General features: G+C 33.2%; 20 protein-coding genes and 2 other annotated features. Of the genes, 16 read left to right on the forward strand and 4 right to left on the reverse strand.

The window, feature by feature from the left end; all coding sequences use genetic code 11:
• Window positions 1–100: 100 nt before the first annotated feature.
• Window positions 101–604, forward strand: coding sequence for a VanZ family protein (locus AB1282_RS07710; protein ID WP_429898829.1), 504 nt, complete (start codon window positions 101–103; stop codon window positions 602–604).
• Between the two features lie 72 nt (window positions 605–676).
• Here AB1282_RS07710 and AB1282_RS07715 read toward each other — a convergent pair whose 3' ends face one another.
• Window positions 677–1,243, reverse strand: coding sequence for a biotin transporter BioY (locus tag AB1282_RS07715; protein WP_056469694.1), 567 nt, complete (start codon window positions 1,241–1,243; stop codon window positions 677–679).
• A 157-nt stretch (window positions 1,244–1,400) separates the two neighbouring features.
• On the opposite strand from AB1282_RS07715, the gene AB1282_RS07720 reads away from it, so the two are divergent.
• The 11 genes from AB1282_RS07720 to AB1282_RS07770 all read left to right on the forward strand — a co-directional run bounded on the left by AB1282_RS07720 (window position 1,401) and on the right by AB1282_RS07770 (window position 11,864).
• Window positions 1,401–1,919 carry a GrpB family protein gene (locus tag AB1282_RS07720; protein WP_056469695.1) on the forward strand — a complete coding sequence of 173 codons (519 nt, stop codon included), beginning with the start codon at window positions 1,401–1,403 and terminating at the stop codon, window positions 1,917–1,919.
• A 312-nt stretch (window positions 1,920–2,231) separates the two neighbouring features.
• Window positions 2,232–2,455 (forward strand) — a binding site (T-box leader).
• Window positions 2,456–2,506: 51 nt separating this feature from the next.
• Window positions 2,507–2,738, forward strand: a binding site (T-box leader).
• A 595-nt stretch (window positions 2,739–3,333) separates the two neighbouring features.
• Window positions 3,334–5,070, forward strand: a complete 1,737-nt coding sequence (locus AB1282_RS07725; RefSeq protein ID WP_429898830.1) for an aromatic amino acid hydroxylase — start codon at window positions 3,334–3,336, stop codon at window positions 5,068–5,070.
• Between the two features lie 112 nt (window positions 5,071–5,182).
• Window positions 5,183–5,551 (forward strand): VOC family protein, encoded by a 369-nt coding sequence (locus AB1282_RS07730; RefSeq protein ID WP_025568995.1) that lies wholly within the window; start codon window positions 5,183–5,185, stop codon window positions 5,549–5,551.
• Between the two features lie 401 nt (window positions 5,552–5,952).
• On the forward strand, window positions 5,953–6,939 hold the full coding sequence (locus AB1282_RS07735; protein WP_429898831.1) for a GNAT family N-acetyltransferase: 987 nt from the start codon (window positions 5,953–5,955) through the stop codon (window positions 6,937–6,939).
• A gap of 42 nt (window positions 6,940–6,981) precedes the next feature.
• A complete protein-coding gene (locus AB1282_RS07740; protein ID WP_429898832.1) occupies window positions 6,982–7,524 on the forward strand; it encodes a GNAT family N-acetyltransferase in 543 nt (180 codons plus the stop codon).
• 26 nt (window positions 7,525–7,550) lie between these two features.
• Complete coding sequence (locus AB1282_RS07745; RefSeq protein ID WP_056469704.1) at window positions 7,551–7,994, forward strand: SRPBCC family protein; 444 nt, start codon at window positions 7,551–7,553, stop codon at window positions 7,992–7,994.
• A 2-nt stretch (window positions 7,995–7,996) separates the two neighbouring features.
• Complete coding sequence (locus AB1282_RS07750; protein WP_429898833.1) at window positions 7,997–9,115, forward strand: GAF domain-containing sensor histidine kinase; 1,119 nt, start codon at window positions 7,997–7,999, stop codon at window positions 9,113–9,115.
• Between the two features lie 13 nt (window positions 9,116–9,128).
• The gene (locus AB1282_RS07755; RefSeq protein ID WP_056469707.1) at window positions 9,129–9,776 is read left to right on the forward strand and encodes a response regulator; all 648 of its coding nucleotides are present in this window, start codon (window positions 9,129–9,131) and stop codon (window positions 9,774–9,776) included.
• 48 nt (window positions 9,777–9,824) lie between these two features.
• On the forward strand, window positions 9,825–10,763 hold the full coding sequence (gene panE, locus AB1282_RS07760; protein ID WP_429898834.1) for a 2-dehydropantoate 2-reductase: 939 nt from the start codon (window positions 9,825–9,827) through the stop codon (window positions 10,761–10,763).
• Window positions 10,764–10,896: 133 nt separating this feature from the next.
• Window positions 10,897–11,445, forward strand: coding sequence for an NADPH-dependent FMN reductase (locus tag AB1282_RS07765; RefSeq protein WP_390310137.1), 549 nt, complete (start codon window positions 10,897–10,899; stop codon window positions 11,443–11,445).
• Between the two features lie 17 nt (window positions 11,446–11,462).
• Window positions 11,463–11,864, forward strand: coding sequence for a VOC family protein (locus tag AB1282_RS07770; RefSeq protein WP_429898835.1), 402 nt, complete (start codon window positions 11,463–11,465; stop codon window positions 11,862–11,864).
• 181 nt (window positions 11,865–12,045) lie between these two features.
• Here AB1282_RS07770 and AB1282_RS07775 read toward each other — a convergent pair whose 3' ends face one another.
• Window positions 12,046–12,477, reverse strand: coding sequence for a YmaF family protein (locus AB1282_RS07775; RefSeq protein ID WP_390310139.1), 432 nt, complete (start codon window positions 12,475–12,477; stop codon window positions 12,046–12,048).
• Window positions 12,478–12,651: 174 nt separating this feature from the next.
• On the opposite strand from AB1282_RS07775, the gene AB1282_RS07780 reads away from it, so the two are divergent.
• Entirely contained in the window at window positions 12,652–13,122 is a 471-nt protein-coding gene (locus tag AB1282_RS07780) for an Lrp/AsnC family transcriptional regulator (RefSeq protein WP_429898836.1), read from the forward strand.
• A gap of 10 nt (window positions 13,123–13,132) precedes the next feature.
• Window positions 13,133–13,747 (forward strand): LysE family translocator, encoded by a 615-nt coding sequence (locus tag AB1282_RS07785; protein ID WP_390310142.1) that lies wholly within the window; start codon window positions 13,133–13,135, stop codon window positions 13,745–13,747.
• A 145-nt stretch (window positions 13,748–13,892) separates the two neighbouring features.
• On the opposite strand, the gene AB1282_RS07790 is transcribed toward AB1282_RS07785, so the two are convergent.
• Window positions 13,893–14,144, reverse strand: a complete 252-nt coding sequence (locus AB1282_RS07790) for a hypothetical protein (protein ID WP_429898837.1) — start codon at window positions 14,142–14,144, stop codon at window positions 13,893–13,895.
• Between the two features lie 273 nt (window positions 14,145–14,417).
• On the opposite strand from AB1282_RS07790, the gene AB1282_RS07795 reads away from it, so the two are divergent.
• Window positions 14,418–14,846 carry an Rrf2 family transcriptional regulator gene (locus AB1282_RS07795; protein ID WP_056469736.1) on the forward strand — a complete coding sequence of 143 codons (429 nt, stop codon included), beginning with the start codon at window positions 14,418–14,420 and terminating at the stop codon, window positions 14,844–14,846.
• Between the two features lie 138 nt (window positions 14,847–14,984).
• Window positions 14,985–15,626: an NAD(P)-dependent oxidoreductase gene (locus AB1282_RS07800; RefSeq protein ID WP_056469737.1), complete on the forward strand. Its 642-nt coding sequence runs from the start codon at window positions 14,985–14,987 to the stop codon at window positions 15,624–15,626.
• Between the two features lie 110 nt (window positions 15,627–15,736).
• Here AB1282_RS07800 and AB1282_RS07805 read toward each other — a convergent pair whose 3' ends face one another.
• The gene (locus AB1282_RS07805) at window positions 15,737–16,369 is read right to left on the reverse strand and encodes a hypothetical protein (protein ID WP_056469740.1); all 633 of its coding nucleotides are present in this window, start codon (window positions 16,367–16,369) and stop codon (window positions 15,737–15,739) included.
• Between the last annotated feature and the right edge of the window lie 10 nt (window positions 16,370–16,379).

Below are 16,379 nucleotides of genomic sequence, written 5' to 3' on the forward strand. Positions count from 1 at the left end.
AATGGATTTTGAATTTAAGACATATTAATTGAGAAACCATCTATAAAAAATGGAAATATGTGGTATTATTTAATGTATAAAATGACGGAGATTTTAAAAGATGAATAAAATTATAAAAATAATATTATTACTATTAATCTGTTTGTATTTAATGATTCTTACTGAAAGAATTCTATTTAAATATTTACCAGTATCACAATTTATTAGCCATTTAGAATTTAATTTCACTAGAGATCATTGGTGGAGATCAAATAACTTTATTCCATTCAAAACGATTACTTTTTATTTGTTTTTGGCTGATATTAATTTTGGTATTAGAATTAGTAATTTGGCTGGCAATATTATCGGGTTTATGCCATTTGGCTTCTTGTTGCCGTTAATAGTTAAGAAGTATGATCGTTTGAAATCAATTTTAAAAGCGACTTTCATTTTAAGTTTAACTTATGAAATACTTCAGTTATTATTTGGGCTAGGTAGCTTTGATGTTGATGATTTGATATTAAATACACTTGGCGGTGGATTAGGTTATTTAGTTTTGAAAATAATAAAATTGATTTTTAATTTGAAGAATAAACAAAGGGTTAATACATCTAAAATGTATTGAAGAATTCTATTTCTAAACTCCCTTTCAACAATATAAAAAGAGCTCACATCATAAAAATGAGCTCTTTTTGTATTACGCTGAAATTTCATCACGTTTTAATAAATTAGCTTTTGCTAAACGTTTTCCAATAATAACACCTAATGCAGATGCTACATATGCTTTAACTAATCCAAGAATAATGAAAGGATAAAAACCGAAAGCCATTGCATCGTGCCAGCTTAGAGAAGCTGCAATTTTTAACCACACAGTACCAAAAATTAATGTAACAAACATTCCGATTATGTTTGCAATCATTGCATTTAAGACAGTGAACTTAGTTTTTTCGATATAGTAAGCGATGATGAAAATAGTTGGAATAAATCCAATTAAATAACCGCCCGTTGAACCGACTAGTACGCCAAATCCCGCAGCACCACCTGCGAAAACCGGAATTCCGATTGCTCCAAGTGCTAAATAAAGAAGTAACGAGATTGTTCCGTATTTTTTACCTAAAATCGTAGCCGCTAAGCCAATTGCTAATGTTTGTCCTGTGATTGGAACAGGAGAAAAGGGTAAAGGAATAGATACTTGAGATAGTATACCAATAATTGCTGCAAATAAAGCTGAATTAATAAGCATTTTTAATCTTTCTTGTTGCATTACTATATCTCCCTCTCTGTATGTTAACTTATTTTATTTGTTAGTTAACATATTATAAATTAATTATATTTTATATAAGAAGATTGTCAATATGTATGAATCTAAAGGTAAAATTTATTTAAGAATAGAAAAAAATTAATGATGAAGAGGTGTAAACGTGACAAGAGCAAATGTCTTGATAAAAAATTATGATCCTAATTGGGAACTACAATTTGAAGAAGAAAAGGGGAAAATTCTATCCGCCATACCCCAAAAAATAATTCAAATTGAACATATTGGAAGTACTTCAATTAAAGGATTAGGAGCAAAACCAATAATTGATATTATGATTGGGGTAACTAAATTAGAAGATTTTGAAGAGCTAATTCAACCGTTAAGCACAATTGATTTTGAATATGTACCAAAGCCGGAACTTACAGATAGAAGGTTTTTTAGAAAGGGTTTATGGGGACAAGGTACTTGTCATTTACATATTTGCGAACATACAAGTAAAGAATGGATTGAAAAATTATTATTTAGAGATTACTTGAGAGAGAATCCTAAAATTGCGGAAGATTATTTGTATCTAAAAAAGAGTCTCGTTAAGGAATATCAATATGATCGTCAAACTTATACAAAGAAAAAAGAACCATTTATAAGAGAAGTTATTAAGTGCGCTCGGAACGAAATATATTAATATAATGTTTTTTTGTTAGTTCTATGTGAGCATGAAATAAATATAAAAAAGTAAATATAACTTTTTCAATATGTTAATTGTTAAATCATTGTTTAGATTGTACAGAACGAAAGGGTAAATGTGTTGTTTTTATATAAATTAGGATACGAATTCTTGAATAAGTTTATGGGGTTAAATGGTGCATTTTGAACAGTCTTTTCTAAAGATAATGATTTGAAACTATATCCGGATAATAAAACTTCTGGAAAAATGGACATTAAAAAGTATTGACATTTACGGAAAATAGGAATAAAGTATGTATTAATTGAATCACGAAAAGCAATGATAGGAATTTTAGTAGTGTAGTTTTCCCTGTAACAGAGAGCTGGTGGTTGCTGCAAACCAGTACATAGAACACATGAATTACGATCCTAGAGCATCTTCCTCGAAACGAATTGTGAGGGGAAGACGGTGAAGAGCCGTTATGAAATGAAGATATTAGTATCGTTTTTAATACTAATAATTTAGGGTGGTACCGCGAATATTTCGTCCCTACTGTGCAAACAGTAGGGACTTTTTTATTTTAAGAATATAATTTAATTAAATAATAATAAGCAATGAATGGAACTAAAGTAGTGAAGTTTTCCCTGTAACAGAGAGCTGATGGTTGGTGCAAATCAGTACATAAAACGTCATGAATTACAATCCACGAGCTTCTTCTTCGAAACAAATTGTGAGGGGAAGACGGTGAAGAGCCGTTATGAAATGAAGATATTAGTAAGTTTTAGTAAAACAGCTAATAACTAGGGTGGTACCGCGAATTTAAAGTTCGTCCCTACTGTGCAAACAGTAGGGATTTTTTTATGTTCAAAAATCTTGGATTCATGTATAGATGTAACGGAATATGCTACTAGTGTGAGAAGAACTAAGGTAAAACATAAGCTTGTCTTTTTTGAGTTGTCTAGTTCCAGGCGTTAGCCCCTCGAGGTCATAAGCCAAAGTCCAATAAAGGTAAAAACCAACCTTTACCGGCCTTTGTCTTATGCTTGTCGGGGCTGAGCAAACGCCTTCCACATTTCGTGTTGTCTAGTTCCAGGCGTTAGCCCCTCGAGGTCATAAGCCAAAGTCCAATAAGGTAAAAACCAACCTTTATCGGCCTTTGTCTTATGCTTGTCGGGGCTTTAGCAAACGCCTTCCACATTTCGTGTTTGAAAGGAGTGATGTGTTTGGTTGATTATGACTATGTATACCGAAAAAAAAAAAATTTTGTAGAAAGAAGGAGTAATTTGGAAAAAGTAGAAATGGTTAAATGATGGAAACTTGCTTAAAAATGCTCAAAAAAGCTTTTAGCAAGATATAGATAGAACGGGTATTTTTAAGAAAGTAGAGTAATAGATTTTTAAGTGAAATAATTTTAAAAAGGGGAATTGATGACATGAAAGAAGCAGCCTTTGAAACAAAAATAATACCACCTCATTTGAAACAATACTTATCGGAGCAAAATTATGATCTTTACACGCCAATTGATCATGCTGTATGGCGCTATGTAATGAGACAAAATCATCACGCATTAAAAGATAAAGCACATTCTGCATTTGTCGATGGACTAAAAATGTCAGGAATTGAAACGGAAAAAATTCCAAATGTAGCTGAAATGAACGAGAGCCTTTCAAAAATCGGTTGGGGCGCAGGAATCGTTAATGGATTAATTCCAGGCGCTGCATTTTTTGAACTATTAGCAAATGGTATTTTACCAATCGCAACTGAAATTAGACAAATAACGAATATAGAATATACACCTGCTCCGGATATTATTCATGAGGCTGCAGGACACGCGCCAATATTATTTGATCCTGTATTTAGAGAGTACGTACAAAAAATTGGATCAATTGGTGCAAAGGCATTTGCTACAAAAGAAAAACAAGAACTATTTGAAGCAGTTAGAAATTTAACGATTGTAATGGAAGATCCAAAATCGACTCCAGAAGAAAAAGCTGCTGCACAAAGATTAGTTGAAGAAAGACAAAAAGCAATTGTTGGAATTTCAGAAGCTGAAAAAATTTCACGCGTATTCTGGAGAACAGTTGAATATGGTTTAATAGGTGAACTAGATAATCCAAAAATTTACGGTGCTGGTTTATTATCATCAGTAGGTGAAAGCACACATTGCTTTACAGATGCAGTTGAAAGATTACCTTTCTCTATTGAAGCTTCTACATTACAACCGAAAAATATAACTGAAATGCAAGCACAATTATTTGTATGCAAAGATTTCGATGAATTAATGCAAGGTGCTGAGGAATTAGCAAGCACTATGGCATTCCGTGTAGGTGGTACTGAAAGTTTAGATAAAGCTCTTAAATCGAAAACTGTTGCTACATTTGAATTAAATTCTGGATTAAGTGTAACTGGTATTGTTCATGCAATCGTTAAAGACGAAAATGGTGAAGCAATTTACGTTAATACAACTGGCGAAACAGCACTTTCAATAAACAATAAGCAATTAGAAGGTCACGGAAAAGACTACCATGCTAAAGGATTTGGTACGCCAATTGGACTTCTAAAAGGAAATATTGAATTAGAAGAATGTGATGATGCTGCACTTAAAAATTTAGGTATTGTCGTAGGGAACTTTGTTGATTTAGAATTCTTAAGCAATGTAAGCGCTTCCGGAAGAATTGTGAATATCATTAAAAATGAAGATAAAGTTGCATTAATCTCATTTGAAGACTGCACTGTTACTTACGAAGGAAAAGAATTATTCAAAAAAGAGTGGGGAACTTTTGATATGGCAGTTGGTTCTCGAGTTGAATCAGCATACCCTGGTGCAGCAGATCCAACGGCTTACTTTAGTGATTCAATTAAAGAAGTAGAGTTCGTAATGGAAACACCAGCCCAATTAACTGAATTAGAAAAATTATATAAAGAAGTTAGAGTAATTAGAGAAAAGAATACATTCTGTGATGACTGTATTTCTAAACTAATTGCTGTGCATAACGAACTTAATCGTGAACACCAAAGTGATTGGTTATTACGATTAGAATTACTTGAAATAGCTACAGTTAATGCTAAATTAGCGCAAATTGTTGAACCATTAAAAGCTGAATTGGAAGCATTAAGAAAAGAAGATTCTTTAAAGAATCTTATTACAAATGGCTTAAAGTTAGTTTGATAAGTTGGAATATTGGGAAAAGCGTTACTTCTATAGAGGTAATGCTTTTCTTATTTTTTAGTTCTGGTAATCTAAAGATATAAACTTTTCATAATGAGAGAGGTGCTAATCAATGGCATTTGAAGTAAAAGGAATTGACCATATTCAATTAGTTTGTCCAAAGGGTGGAGAGGACGAAGCTAGAAAATTTTATAATGGAATTTTAGGAATGAAGGAATTGCCAAAGCCGGAAAATTTAAAAGGCAGAGGTGGATGCTGGTTTATTTGTGGTAATCAAGAAATTCATATTAGTATTCAAGAAGATTTTATAGCACCTAAAAAAGCTCATCCTGGTTTAATTGTTACAAACATAGAGGCATTAAGAGAGCAACTCCTTCAACTCAACTTTGAAATCAAAGAGGAACCACCAATAGAAGGTCGTACTCGCTTTTTTGTTAATGATCCATTTGGGAACAGAGTCGAGTTTTTAGAATTTCATTAAGAAATAATTGCTAACCACTGTATATAAACAGTGGTTCAAAATGTTGAAATATAAAGCGGTCAATAGGGAGAAGGTATATTAAGTGTGAACATTTATTAATGATTAAATTATCACTTTTTAGAAAATCAATTAATAGTTTTAAATTTAAATATATTTGAGTTTTTTTAAGATTTCAATAACACTAGGGATGGTTTTTTCAGAGGTTAAAAATAAAATTCAATTTATTAGTTAATAAATGAATGTTCGATATTAATTGACCTACAAACTGAAAAAGCATTATCCAGCTATAAGCAGGAAGTAGTGAACTTTTTATGGAACTAGTAATGAGTGAATGAAATGATAATTTAAATAGTCGGAATTATTAAGTAGTTACACTTGTAAAAGTTGCAAGGAGGTTTGTTATGAAATTTATCGCATTCGAAAATATACACTTAGATGAAGCGGCTAGTCTCTTGGCTATCCGTCATATGTATGACCGAAGTATAAACCCTGAATTACCATCTAAATTTGAAGAGGCTACATATGCTAAGAAAGCTATTGAGGCGCTTTTTAATGAAAAGGATAGTTTTGGTATTGCAGCGATGAATGATTCTGAGTTAGTTGGCTATATGATTGGGTCAATTCAAACAGATAAAAATCGAGAACGTCATACTTGGATTAAGTATGCAGGGATGGCGATAGCAGAAAGTGAAGATGCAGAATTATATCGTGAGTTATATGTAGAGTTTGCGAAGAAAATGGTAGAGCTTGGTTCGTTTAATCATTATGTAATGGTTCCAAGTGGAAATAAGTCGACTTTAGATGCATGGTTTCACTTAGGATTTGCTTATGAGCAGGTTCATGGAATACGTGATTTGTCAGTTTCGTCGGAAAGAGTATTTGAAGATATACAGATTCGAGTGGCTACTAGTGAAGATGAAAAAAGAGTACGTGAATTAGCAACTGTGATCATGGAACACCAAGCAAAATCACCGGTATTTGCACCAGGGTTTATTGAAGAAAGAGAGGACTATCAGGAAGGTTACGCAGAAATCATTAATGATGAAGCCGCAACTTTATGGTTAGCTCTCTATAAAAATGAGATTGTAGGTTTTCAAGTATTTGAATCAGCGGCAGCATCTGATGAGAATTTATTAACACCTGAATCTTGCATTAGTTTAGTAGTGGGAGCAACGGTCGAAACTTCTCGCGGAATGGGCGTTAGCACGGCCTTACTACAGCATGGACTTACGTTTGCTGACAAAGAAGGCTATAAACTGTGCGAAACAGATTGGAGAATAACGAATTTAGAATCCTCGAGATTCTGGCCAAAAAATGGTTTTAAACCGATAGCGTACCGTCTAGTCCGTAAGATTGATCCAAGAATAATATGGGCAACAGGCGTTTAATGGGTCAGGAAAAGCAGGGAAATTAGGGAGTGTAGGAAACAGATGAAATTAGTTGGTAATAATATATATTTAAGACAGTTAGAAGTCGCAGATGCTGAGGATTTTTTATCATACGAAGTTCGAAATAGAGAGTTTTTTAAACCTTTTACATATATAAAAGACGAGAGTTTCTATACTTTGGAAGCTCAGCAGGATCGCATTAAGTCATATAAAGAGAAAAGCGACAATGATCTGTATTATGGCTTTGGTATCTTTTTAAAGGAAACAAATGCTTTTATAGGTTTTACGATGCTAGCAGAGGTTTTAAGAGGAGATTTACAAAGTTGTTTTGTTGGTTATTCTTTAGATGAACAACAAAATGGTAAAGGATATACAACTGAAGCTGCAAAGTTAGTTGTAGAATATGCCTTTAATGAATTAAAATTACATCGCATTGAAGCAGGTGTAATGCCTCATAATATTGGTTCAATTAGGGTATTAGAAAAGGCTGGTTTCCATAAAGAGGGCATTGCCAAGAAAAATGTCCGTATAAATGGGAAGTGGGAAGATCACCAAATGCTAGCTATTATTAATGAAAATGAATAACTATCTAACTTTTTGGAGGGATTAATATGAATATTATTAGTTATCCAGATTTATCGAATAGACCACATAGTCTCACTGTGGAACGAGTAATGGAAAATTCAATAGATGTATTGTATGAGGCTTGGACAAAAAGATTTGGAGATTGGTTTGCTGCGCCAGGTTCGGTGATTATGAAGGCAGAGGTTAATTCTGTATTTTTCTTTGAGACGCATTTTGAAGATAAACGTCATCCTCATTATGGTCGCTTTTTAAAGCTTGAGCACAATCAACTTGTAGAGATTACTTGGTTCACTTCAGGATCAAAAGCAGAGACTGTAGTCACTGTAGAGTTTTCTACAGATGAAAGTGGAGCAGCAGTTATTAAATTGACACATGCGGGTTTCCCAGATGAATTATCAAGAGACCAACACGAGCAAGCGTGGCCGATGGTGCTTGAACAACTTGATCGTCGAATGAAGGAATTAGCATAAGTATGAAAAAAGAATCATTTCTTTTAGAGCTACAAGTATTAAAAGAAATTGCAGAAATATTAAACGAGGGTACTGATTTACACAGTACCCTCAATTGTGCCTTAGCCAAATTAGTTCAAGTTACGGGTCTAGATACGGGATGGATTTTTTTAATTGATAAAAATGGAGATTTTGAATTAGTCGCTTCACATGAATTACCCCCAGCTCTCATGAACGAAGAAGCTAAGCCAATGTGCAATGGAGATTGTTGGTGTGTAAATAAATATAATACAGGCAGACTTAATAAGGCATCAAACATTATGGAATGTAAAAGATTAGAAGACTCAATTATTCATAATTGGGGAGAAACAAATGGTGTCACCCATCATGCGACTGTACCACTGCAAGCAGGTGAAGAATCTTTTGGTTTATTAAATGTTGCTGCTTCTAATAAATTAAAATTTGATCAGGAAGAATTGAATTTACTAGGTGCAGTTGCGTTGCAAATTGGAACGGCAATTAAACGAATTCAATTAACTGAAAAGGTAAAAGAGTTTGAGTTGATTCAAGAACGAAATCGTCTTGCTAAGGACTTACACGACTCAGTTAGTCAATTATTGTTTTCAATTAATGTAACTGCTAAAGCAGGTGCAAATGTATCCGACAGTCCGAAGTTAAAGGATACTTTTAATCATATTCAACAAATTGCCCAAGAAGCGCAAGCAGAAATGAAAGCTTTAATATGGCAGCTTAGACCACAAGGTATTGAAAAAGGAATAGTTAGCGCATTAATTAACTATGGTGAAATGCTAGGATTAAAAGTAATTACTAATATAAAAGGAACAGCGATCTTACCTTCTAAAATAGAAGAAACGTTATGGCGTGTAGGTCAGGAAGCGTTTAATAATTGTAGAAAACATTCAGGACAAAATACGGTATATTTACAGTTATCAATCAGTACTAAGATAGTAAAAATGACGATTCGAGATCAGGGGGTAGGTTTTATATGCCCAAAGGCCGTACAAATTCCAACATTAGGTTTGAAAAGCATGAAGGAAAGAGTCGAATCGATAAAAGGGTCGTTTTTAGTTGAAAGTGATTTGAATAAAGGAACAAAAATTACGACGAATATCCCTTTTTAAGAAGGAGAGTTTTATGTCTATTAAAATATTAATTGCTGATGACCATCATGTAGTTAGGAGAGGACTTATTTTCTTCTTAAATACGCAAGATGATATTGAGGTTATCGGAGAAGCATCGAATGGAGAAGAGGCATTAAGCTTAGTAAAAGAGTTAAGACCTGATATTGTTATCATGGATTTAGCGATGCCAGTTCTAGATGGTATTGAGGCAACCAAAAGAATAAAAATAGAGGGCTTAGCTGTTAAAGTAATGATATTAACTAGTTTTTATGATCAAGATCATATTTTACCTGCTATTGAAGCGGGTGCAGCTGGTTATTATTTAAAAGATAGTGACCCAGATGAGCTCGTTTCCGCAATCCGAAAGATACATGATGGGGAAAAACAGTTTCATTCAAAGGTTACGACGCAATTAGTTTCTGCTTTAACTGGGAAGATAGAAACGAAGAACGATGAGTCATTTCAAGATAAATTAACAAAACGAGAAATGGATGTATTGAAGGAAATAACGAGGGGAAAAAGTAATAAAGAAATAGCAGCATCTTTATTTATTACAGAAAAAACTGTAAAAACTCATGTTTCGAATATTTTAGCAAAGACTCAGCTTCAAGATCGAACTCAACTGGCACTTTACGCAGTTCGAAATGGGATTTTGAAATAGACATTAGCAAGTTCAGATTTTTAATTTTTAATAGAAAGGAAGAGTTTGATGCGAATTCTTGTATTAGGAGCTGGAGGAATTGGCGGCTATTTTGGAGGACGCTTAGTAGAAAAGGGTGAAAATGTTACATTTCTAGTACGAGCTAATCGGAAAAAGCAGCTAGAGGAAAATGGTTTGGTCATTCGTAGTGTTAATGGTGATTTTTCATTTCAACCGAATCTAATTTCGGCAAAGAGTCCTGCAGAGATTTTTGATATTGTGCTTTTCTCGACTAAGTCATATCATTTAAGCGATGCTATTTTGGATGTAAAACCGTTTGTAGGTGATCAAACTGTTATTTTACCTCTTTTGAATGGGATTGCTCATCTAAATCCTTTAAAACAGGCCTTTGGTGAAGAAAAGGTTATAGGCGGTTTATGTTTTATTGAAACAACTTTGAATGAAGCTGGGGAAGTTGCTCAAACAAGTAAAGCATCTAGACTTGTATTTGGTGAATTCTTAAGTAAAGAAACTGACCGTATTAAAAGAATTGCTGATGCATTTAACGGTTCAAAAGCTGACTTTGTCCATAGTAAACAGATTGAACGTGATATGTGGCATAAATATTTGTTTATTACTGTAATGTCTGGTGTTACATCACTTATGCGTGCTCCTATTGGTCCAATTAGAGAAAGTGATGGTGGAAGAGCTACGATCCGTGAATTATTTGAAGAATGCGCTAATATTATGAGGTCCCATGGTGCACCGATTTCTGAAAGTATTGTGGATGAGCATATGAAATCAATCGATGCACTTGGATATGATATGAAGTCCTCTTTGCAGAGGGATATGGAAAAAGGTTCCTTAGTAGAAGGGGATCATTTGCAAGGGTATTTACTAGAACTTGCAAAGGAAAAGGGTATAACTGCTAAATTACTTGAATTAGTTTATCAAAATATTAAAGTTTATCAAAAAATGAATCAAGAAACCGAACGTCTATCTATTTGAAATCTACAACTTTAGTTGTAGATTTTTTTTATTTTTATCTACTCCTAAACGTGTAGAAAAGTTCTATCAAACGACTGAAGTTTGGACCTTATTAATTGACTATACTAAAGGTACAAATTAAAGGAGTGGAAATATGAATATTATAATGATTAATGGTAGCCCAAGAAAAGAAGGTCGTACAGGTAAATTAACTACAATCATCTCGAAAAAATACAATGTAAAAACAATTGATTTAAGTGAACTAGTATTACCAATTTATAATGGTCAAGAAGAACAAAATGAAATAGCAAATATCCAAAAGCTAAGATCACAGCTAGAAAATGCTGATGCTATGGTCATTGCAACACCGGAATATCATGGTGGAATGAGTGGTGCATTAAAAAACGCTTTTGACTTTTTAGGTAGTAAGCATTTTAAAGATAAGCCAGTTGCAATATTGGCTGTAGCTGGTGGAGGAAAGGGTGGAATTAATGCACTTAACAATATGAGAATTGTTTTAAGAGCATTGTATGCAAATGTTTTATCGAAACAAGTTGTGATTGATCCATCAGATTTTATATCAGAAGGTACTGCGTTAGAAGAAAACACATCATATTCAGTAGATAGCTTATTTCAAGAATTGAAGCTCTATACACAAATATCAAAAAAGCTAAATGAAGAATGGGTAGCATCAAATTATTAAAGGATAAGGTGATGACAATGAAAAACTGGGTTCAGATTAGAATTGCAAGACCTACAAACCAATTAGCTGAAATAAGTAAATTCTATGGTGAAGGGCTTGGATTAAAAAAAGTGGGCAGTTTTCAAAATCATACTGGGTATGATGGAATCATGTTTGGATTACCTGATGTTGAATACCATTTAGAATTTACTCAACATATTGATGGAAGCCCATGTCCTGCCCCAACAAAGGATAATCTTTTAGTATTTTATATACCTAATAAAACTGAAATAGATCTTATCAAAAACCGATTAAATAATATGGGATATATAGACGTTGAACCTGAGAATCCTTATTGGCTTGGAAAAAGTATTACATTTGAAGATCCGGATGGATGGAGAATTGTGTTAATGAATACTGAAGGATTGAGAAATAGCTAAAGGACCTTCTATGGAAGGTCCTTTAGTTTGTTGAAATATCACATAGACAATATTGAAAAATACGAACACTTTTTGTTGATATAACGTTAAAATTTGTTGATAAGGAGTCGGAACATGAATTTAAAAAACTTATGTATATCAAGTTGAATAAAATATACATAAATTGAATTTTAATATTCCCCTATACTAATGGTCTATCTATTAAAGTAGCGAATTCAAGAGCATGTTCATGGTTATCAATGATCGTTGTCATTCCTTTGACAAAGTGAACATGCTTACCGTTTCCTACAGGAATAGGAGGGCCGGTTTCAATAATTACCTCGTGATGATGATCGAGAAAGTCCGTATTTACTACAATTCGATGTATATGACTGTGTCTTCCTACAGGAATGACCTCACTTGTAACTCCAGCAAAACGATGATTATGACGGTCGTCACCTTCTTCTGCCAGTTTAGTACTTGCTACAAACTCATGTACATGTGTTTGAGGCTTTTCTTCTTTGTGTTTTACTTCTTTCTCTTCATCAGGCTCTCTTTCATTTTCTTCATTAAGTTCTCTTTCTCTTTCTCTCTCTCTTAGTCTTCTTCGATATTCAAACGGGTCTCTTTTCATAAAATGACTCCCCCTTCGATAAAGATTGTCTTCTTTTTCATCTTATTAGTACCAGTAAATAAATATGTTTAATAAACACGCATATTTAGAATATATTTTTACTTGGGAATATTGAATTACTTTCAGAAAATAAGTAAAATAGGGTAAATACTTATAAAAAGAAGGTAGTTATAGATGGATGCTTACGATTTGAAAATTATTAATCATTTAATGGATAATTCTAGAATAAAGTGGGCTGATTTAGCTAGTGAGGTCGGTTTGTCAGCTCCGGCTACTGCTGAACGTGTTAATCGTTTAGTTGAACAAGGTGTAATTAAAGGATTTGGTGTTCTAGTTGATTCAGAAAAAGTTGGAAGTGAATTAACAGCATTTGTAGCTGTCTCACTTGAGCGACCTGAAAATCGAGCTCCTTTTTTAGAACTTGTTAATCAATTAGAGGAAGTACAGGAATGTCACCATATTGCAGGTGAAGATGATTATTTACTAAAAATAAGAAGTAGAAATACAAAAGACTTGGATCGTGTAATTAGCCATGAAATAAAAGGGTTAAAGGGAGTAATAAGAACAAAAACAACAATTGTAATGGATACAACGAAAGAAACCTTTCGACTGCCATTGCAAAAGCATAAATTTTCTATAGAGTAGGGAGGGCAACATGAATCTTGAATTTTATATTAAAGGCTTATTAATTGGTCTATCAATTGCTGCACCTGTTGGCCCAATTGGGGTACTGTGTATCCGTAGAACTTTAGCGTATGGAAGAATGGTTGGTTTAGTTTCTGGACTTGGGGCTGCTACTGCTGATGGTATTTATGGTTTAGTTGCAGGCTTTGGATTAACTATCATTATGAATTTTTTAATTGGTCAACATTTTTGGATTCAGTTAATCGGTGGTATATTCCTATGTTATTTAGGTGTAAAAACAATTATTTCAAAAGCCAGCTATACTCAATCTGATACACAGAAGAAAAATATGATTAATGCATTTTTATCGGTTTTATTTTTAACGCTGACAAACCCAATGACGATTCTATCATTTATCGCCATTTTTGCAGGATTAGGAATTTCGAATTCAGATAGCAATATTGCTTCGTCCATCATTTTAGTATTAGGTGTTTTTTGTGGTTCAAGTTTATGGTGGGTAATATTAAGCAGTGGGGTAGGGCTATTTAGATCTCGAATCAATGATCGGTCTTTAACATTAATTAACCGTTTATCAGGTATGATTATTATTATTTTTGGTGGTATAGCTTTGTATGGATTAATGTGAAATTTCACTTAGGATTAGTAAATAGCGGGTTTAATGATTGGTGTTTTAGGAATTATGTCACTTATTAAGTAAAGGAGGAAGCTATATACTAATAGCTCCCTTCTTATTGGTTCTTTGTGCTCTCTAGATTTGAATGGAAAGTCTTTTATTTATTGTAAAAAAACATAAGATACCAAATTCCAATCGTTAGGAATGCTCCTAATGCGATAAATATTGCCTTATATACCCAATGAGGAAGGAAGAACAAGATAGCACCTATTCCGCTTACGCCATTTCCTCCAACACCACTGTTTTTTAAATCTGCATGAGCTTCTTTTTTATACATGATACCAAAACCAAGTAAAAACAAACCTATAATCGTAAAGCAAATTAGATAAGCAAGATCATTTCCATTCATTTTCTTCACCCTTTTATTAATGTTTCTTAATAACTTAAGGATAAGTTAGCTATTATAATTGTTCAACCATTTTTTTCCATTTTCGAATAAATTTTAACTACTATGGCACTGGTGCAAGTTTACCTCTAATAGTAGCTGTTAACGATTTTCTGCTGTTTAACTTGGCTTTATTAAATAAAAAAATATAAATTGATCATAAGTTTGTGTAAAATAAATAGTATTGACATATAATAATTGTTGTAACTATAATGGTTACATCGGAGGTTGAATCCTATGAAAATCAGTAGTCGTTTTACCGTTGCTGTTCATATTTTATCTTTAGTTACGATGGAGAATAGCACTCTTTGTACTTCCGAATGGATTGCAGGAAGTGTAAATACGAATCCAGTCGTAATTAGAAGAGTAATGGGAAAACTTAAGAATGCTGGGTTAATTCAAGTCCGTCGAGGAACTGGTGGAGCTTCACTTCATAAGCCTTTAAGTGAAATTACACTTTTAGATGTTTATAGAGCGGTTGAAGTTGTAGATGAAGGAGAACTTTTTCAATTTCATGATAAACCGAATCCGAATTGTCCAGTCGGTGCAAATATTCAAGCAGTGTTAGAGCTGATCTTAAATCGAGCACAAGAAGCAATGGAAAAAATACTGGACGAAGTTACTATGGAAGAATTAGTTACAGTATTAAGCAAAAAAATTGGATAATATCATTCAATTTTTTTTGTTAACGATGTAACTAGAGTTGTTACATCTGTATATTATTTATTTTTTTTAAAGTGGTTGTAACCTTCTTTGTTACAACTGTGAGGTCAAAATAACTTAAATTTTAGGAGGAAGAAAAAGATGAAAATTGGTATAATTGGAGCAACAGGAAAAGCAGGAAATCTTATTTTAAAAGAAGCGGTAGAAAGAGGCCATGAGGTAACAGCAATCGTAAGAAGTGCTTCTAAATTAACGAATAAAGAAGTACCAGTGTTGGAAAAGGATTTATTAGATTTAAATTCAAATGACTTAAAGCAATTTGATGTTGTTGTAAATGCATTTAAAGCAGCGGAAGGTCAAGAGCATCTTTATATTGAAGCTGGGAATGTCTTAATAAATGCGTTAAAAGATGCCAAAGATACAAAATTAATCGTAGTTGGTGGAGCAGGAAGCTTGTATGTTGATGAAGACAAAACGATTCAATTAGTGGACACACCTGAATTTCCAAAAGAATATTATGCAACTGCATCAAATATGACAAAACATCTTCACGACTTACAAAAAACAACTGATATTAAGTGGACGTTTATTAGTCCAGCGGCATTTTTTGATCCGAATGGTAAGCGTACTGGAGCTTATCAAAAAGGAAAAGACAATTTTATTGTTAATAAAAAAGGTAATAGCTACGTAAGTTATGCTGACTATGCAATTGCATTACTAGACGAAATTGAAAATCCTCAACACTTAAATGAACGATTTACATTGGTTTCTGAAGCAGAATAAGCTTTTGTCTATGAAGCGATTCTTTATTAGAATCGCTTTTTGCTCTTTATAAAAATAAAAAGGACCTCATAATTTGAAGTCCACCAAGCTCAGGAGCGTACAATTAATATCTATATTTGTTTCTTTTTATAACTATAAAAATACATACTTAGAGGCCACCAAATAACTGCAAATATTGGATATACAGCCCAAATTGTATCTGGGGATGAAATGAGATTTACAATGATAAAGAAAATACTAATTAGAATGCTAGCTGTAAACGAAAAAGCTACAAACGCTTTTCTTTTTGCATGATAAATTGATAATGGCCACCAAATAATTGCGAATGCCGGATAAATGACCCAAGGATATTCTGGAGAAGCGATAAAATTCAATAACCCATAATATGCGATTGTAATGATACTGCCAAGGAGAGCAATCGGTAAAGTTCTAGCATTTTTACCTAAATACATGAAGACTGGCCAACTAATAATAGGGAAAGCAGCATAGAAAAACCAAAGATAATCAGGTGAGTGAATTAAGTTTTCCGTTAACAAGAATGCTAAGAGTACTATACTGCCAAAGAGTGAGAATTGCTTCATCGATCTTTTTCCAATGAAGTATAAACTAATTGGCCAAAATAAAATGAAAAAACATGGGTAAATGAACCAAATCGTGTTAGGAGATGTAATAAAATTTACGAGCATAAAAAAGACCATTGTCATAATACAGCCTGCAGTTGCAAAACCGATATAATTTTTCACTGATATTCAC

This window comes from Gottfriedia sp. S16(2024), assembly GCF_050473765.1.
GTDB lineage: Bacteria > Bacillota > Bacilli > Bacillales > Bacillaceae_G > Gottfriedia.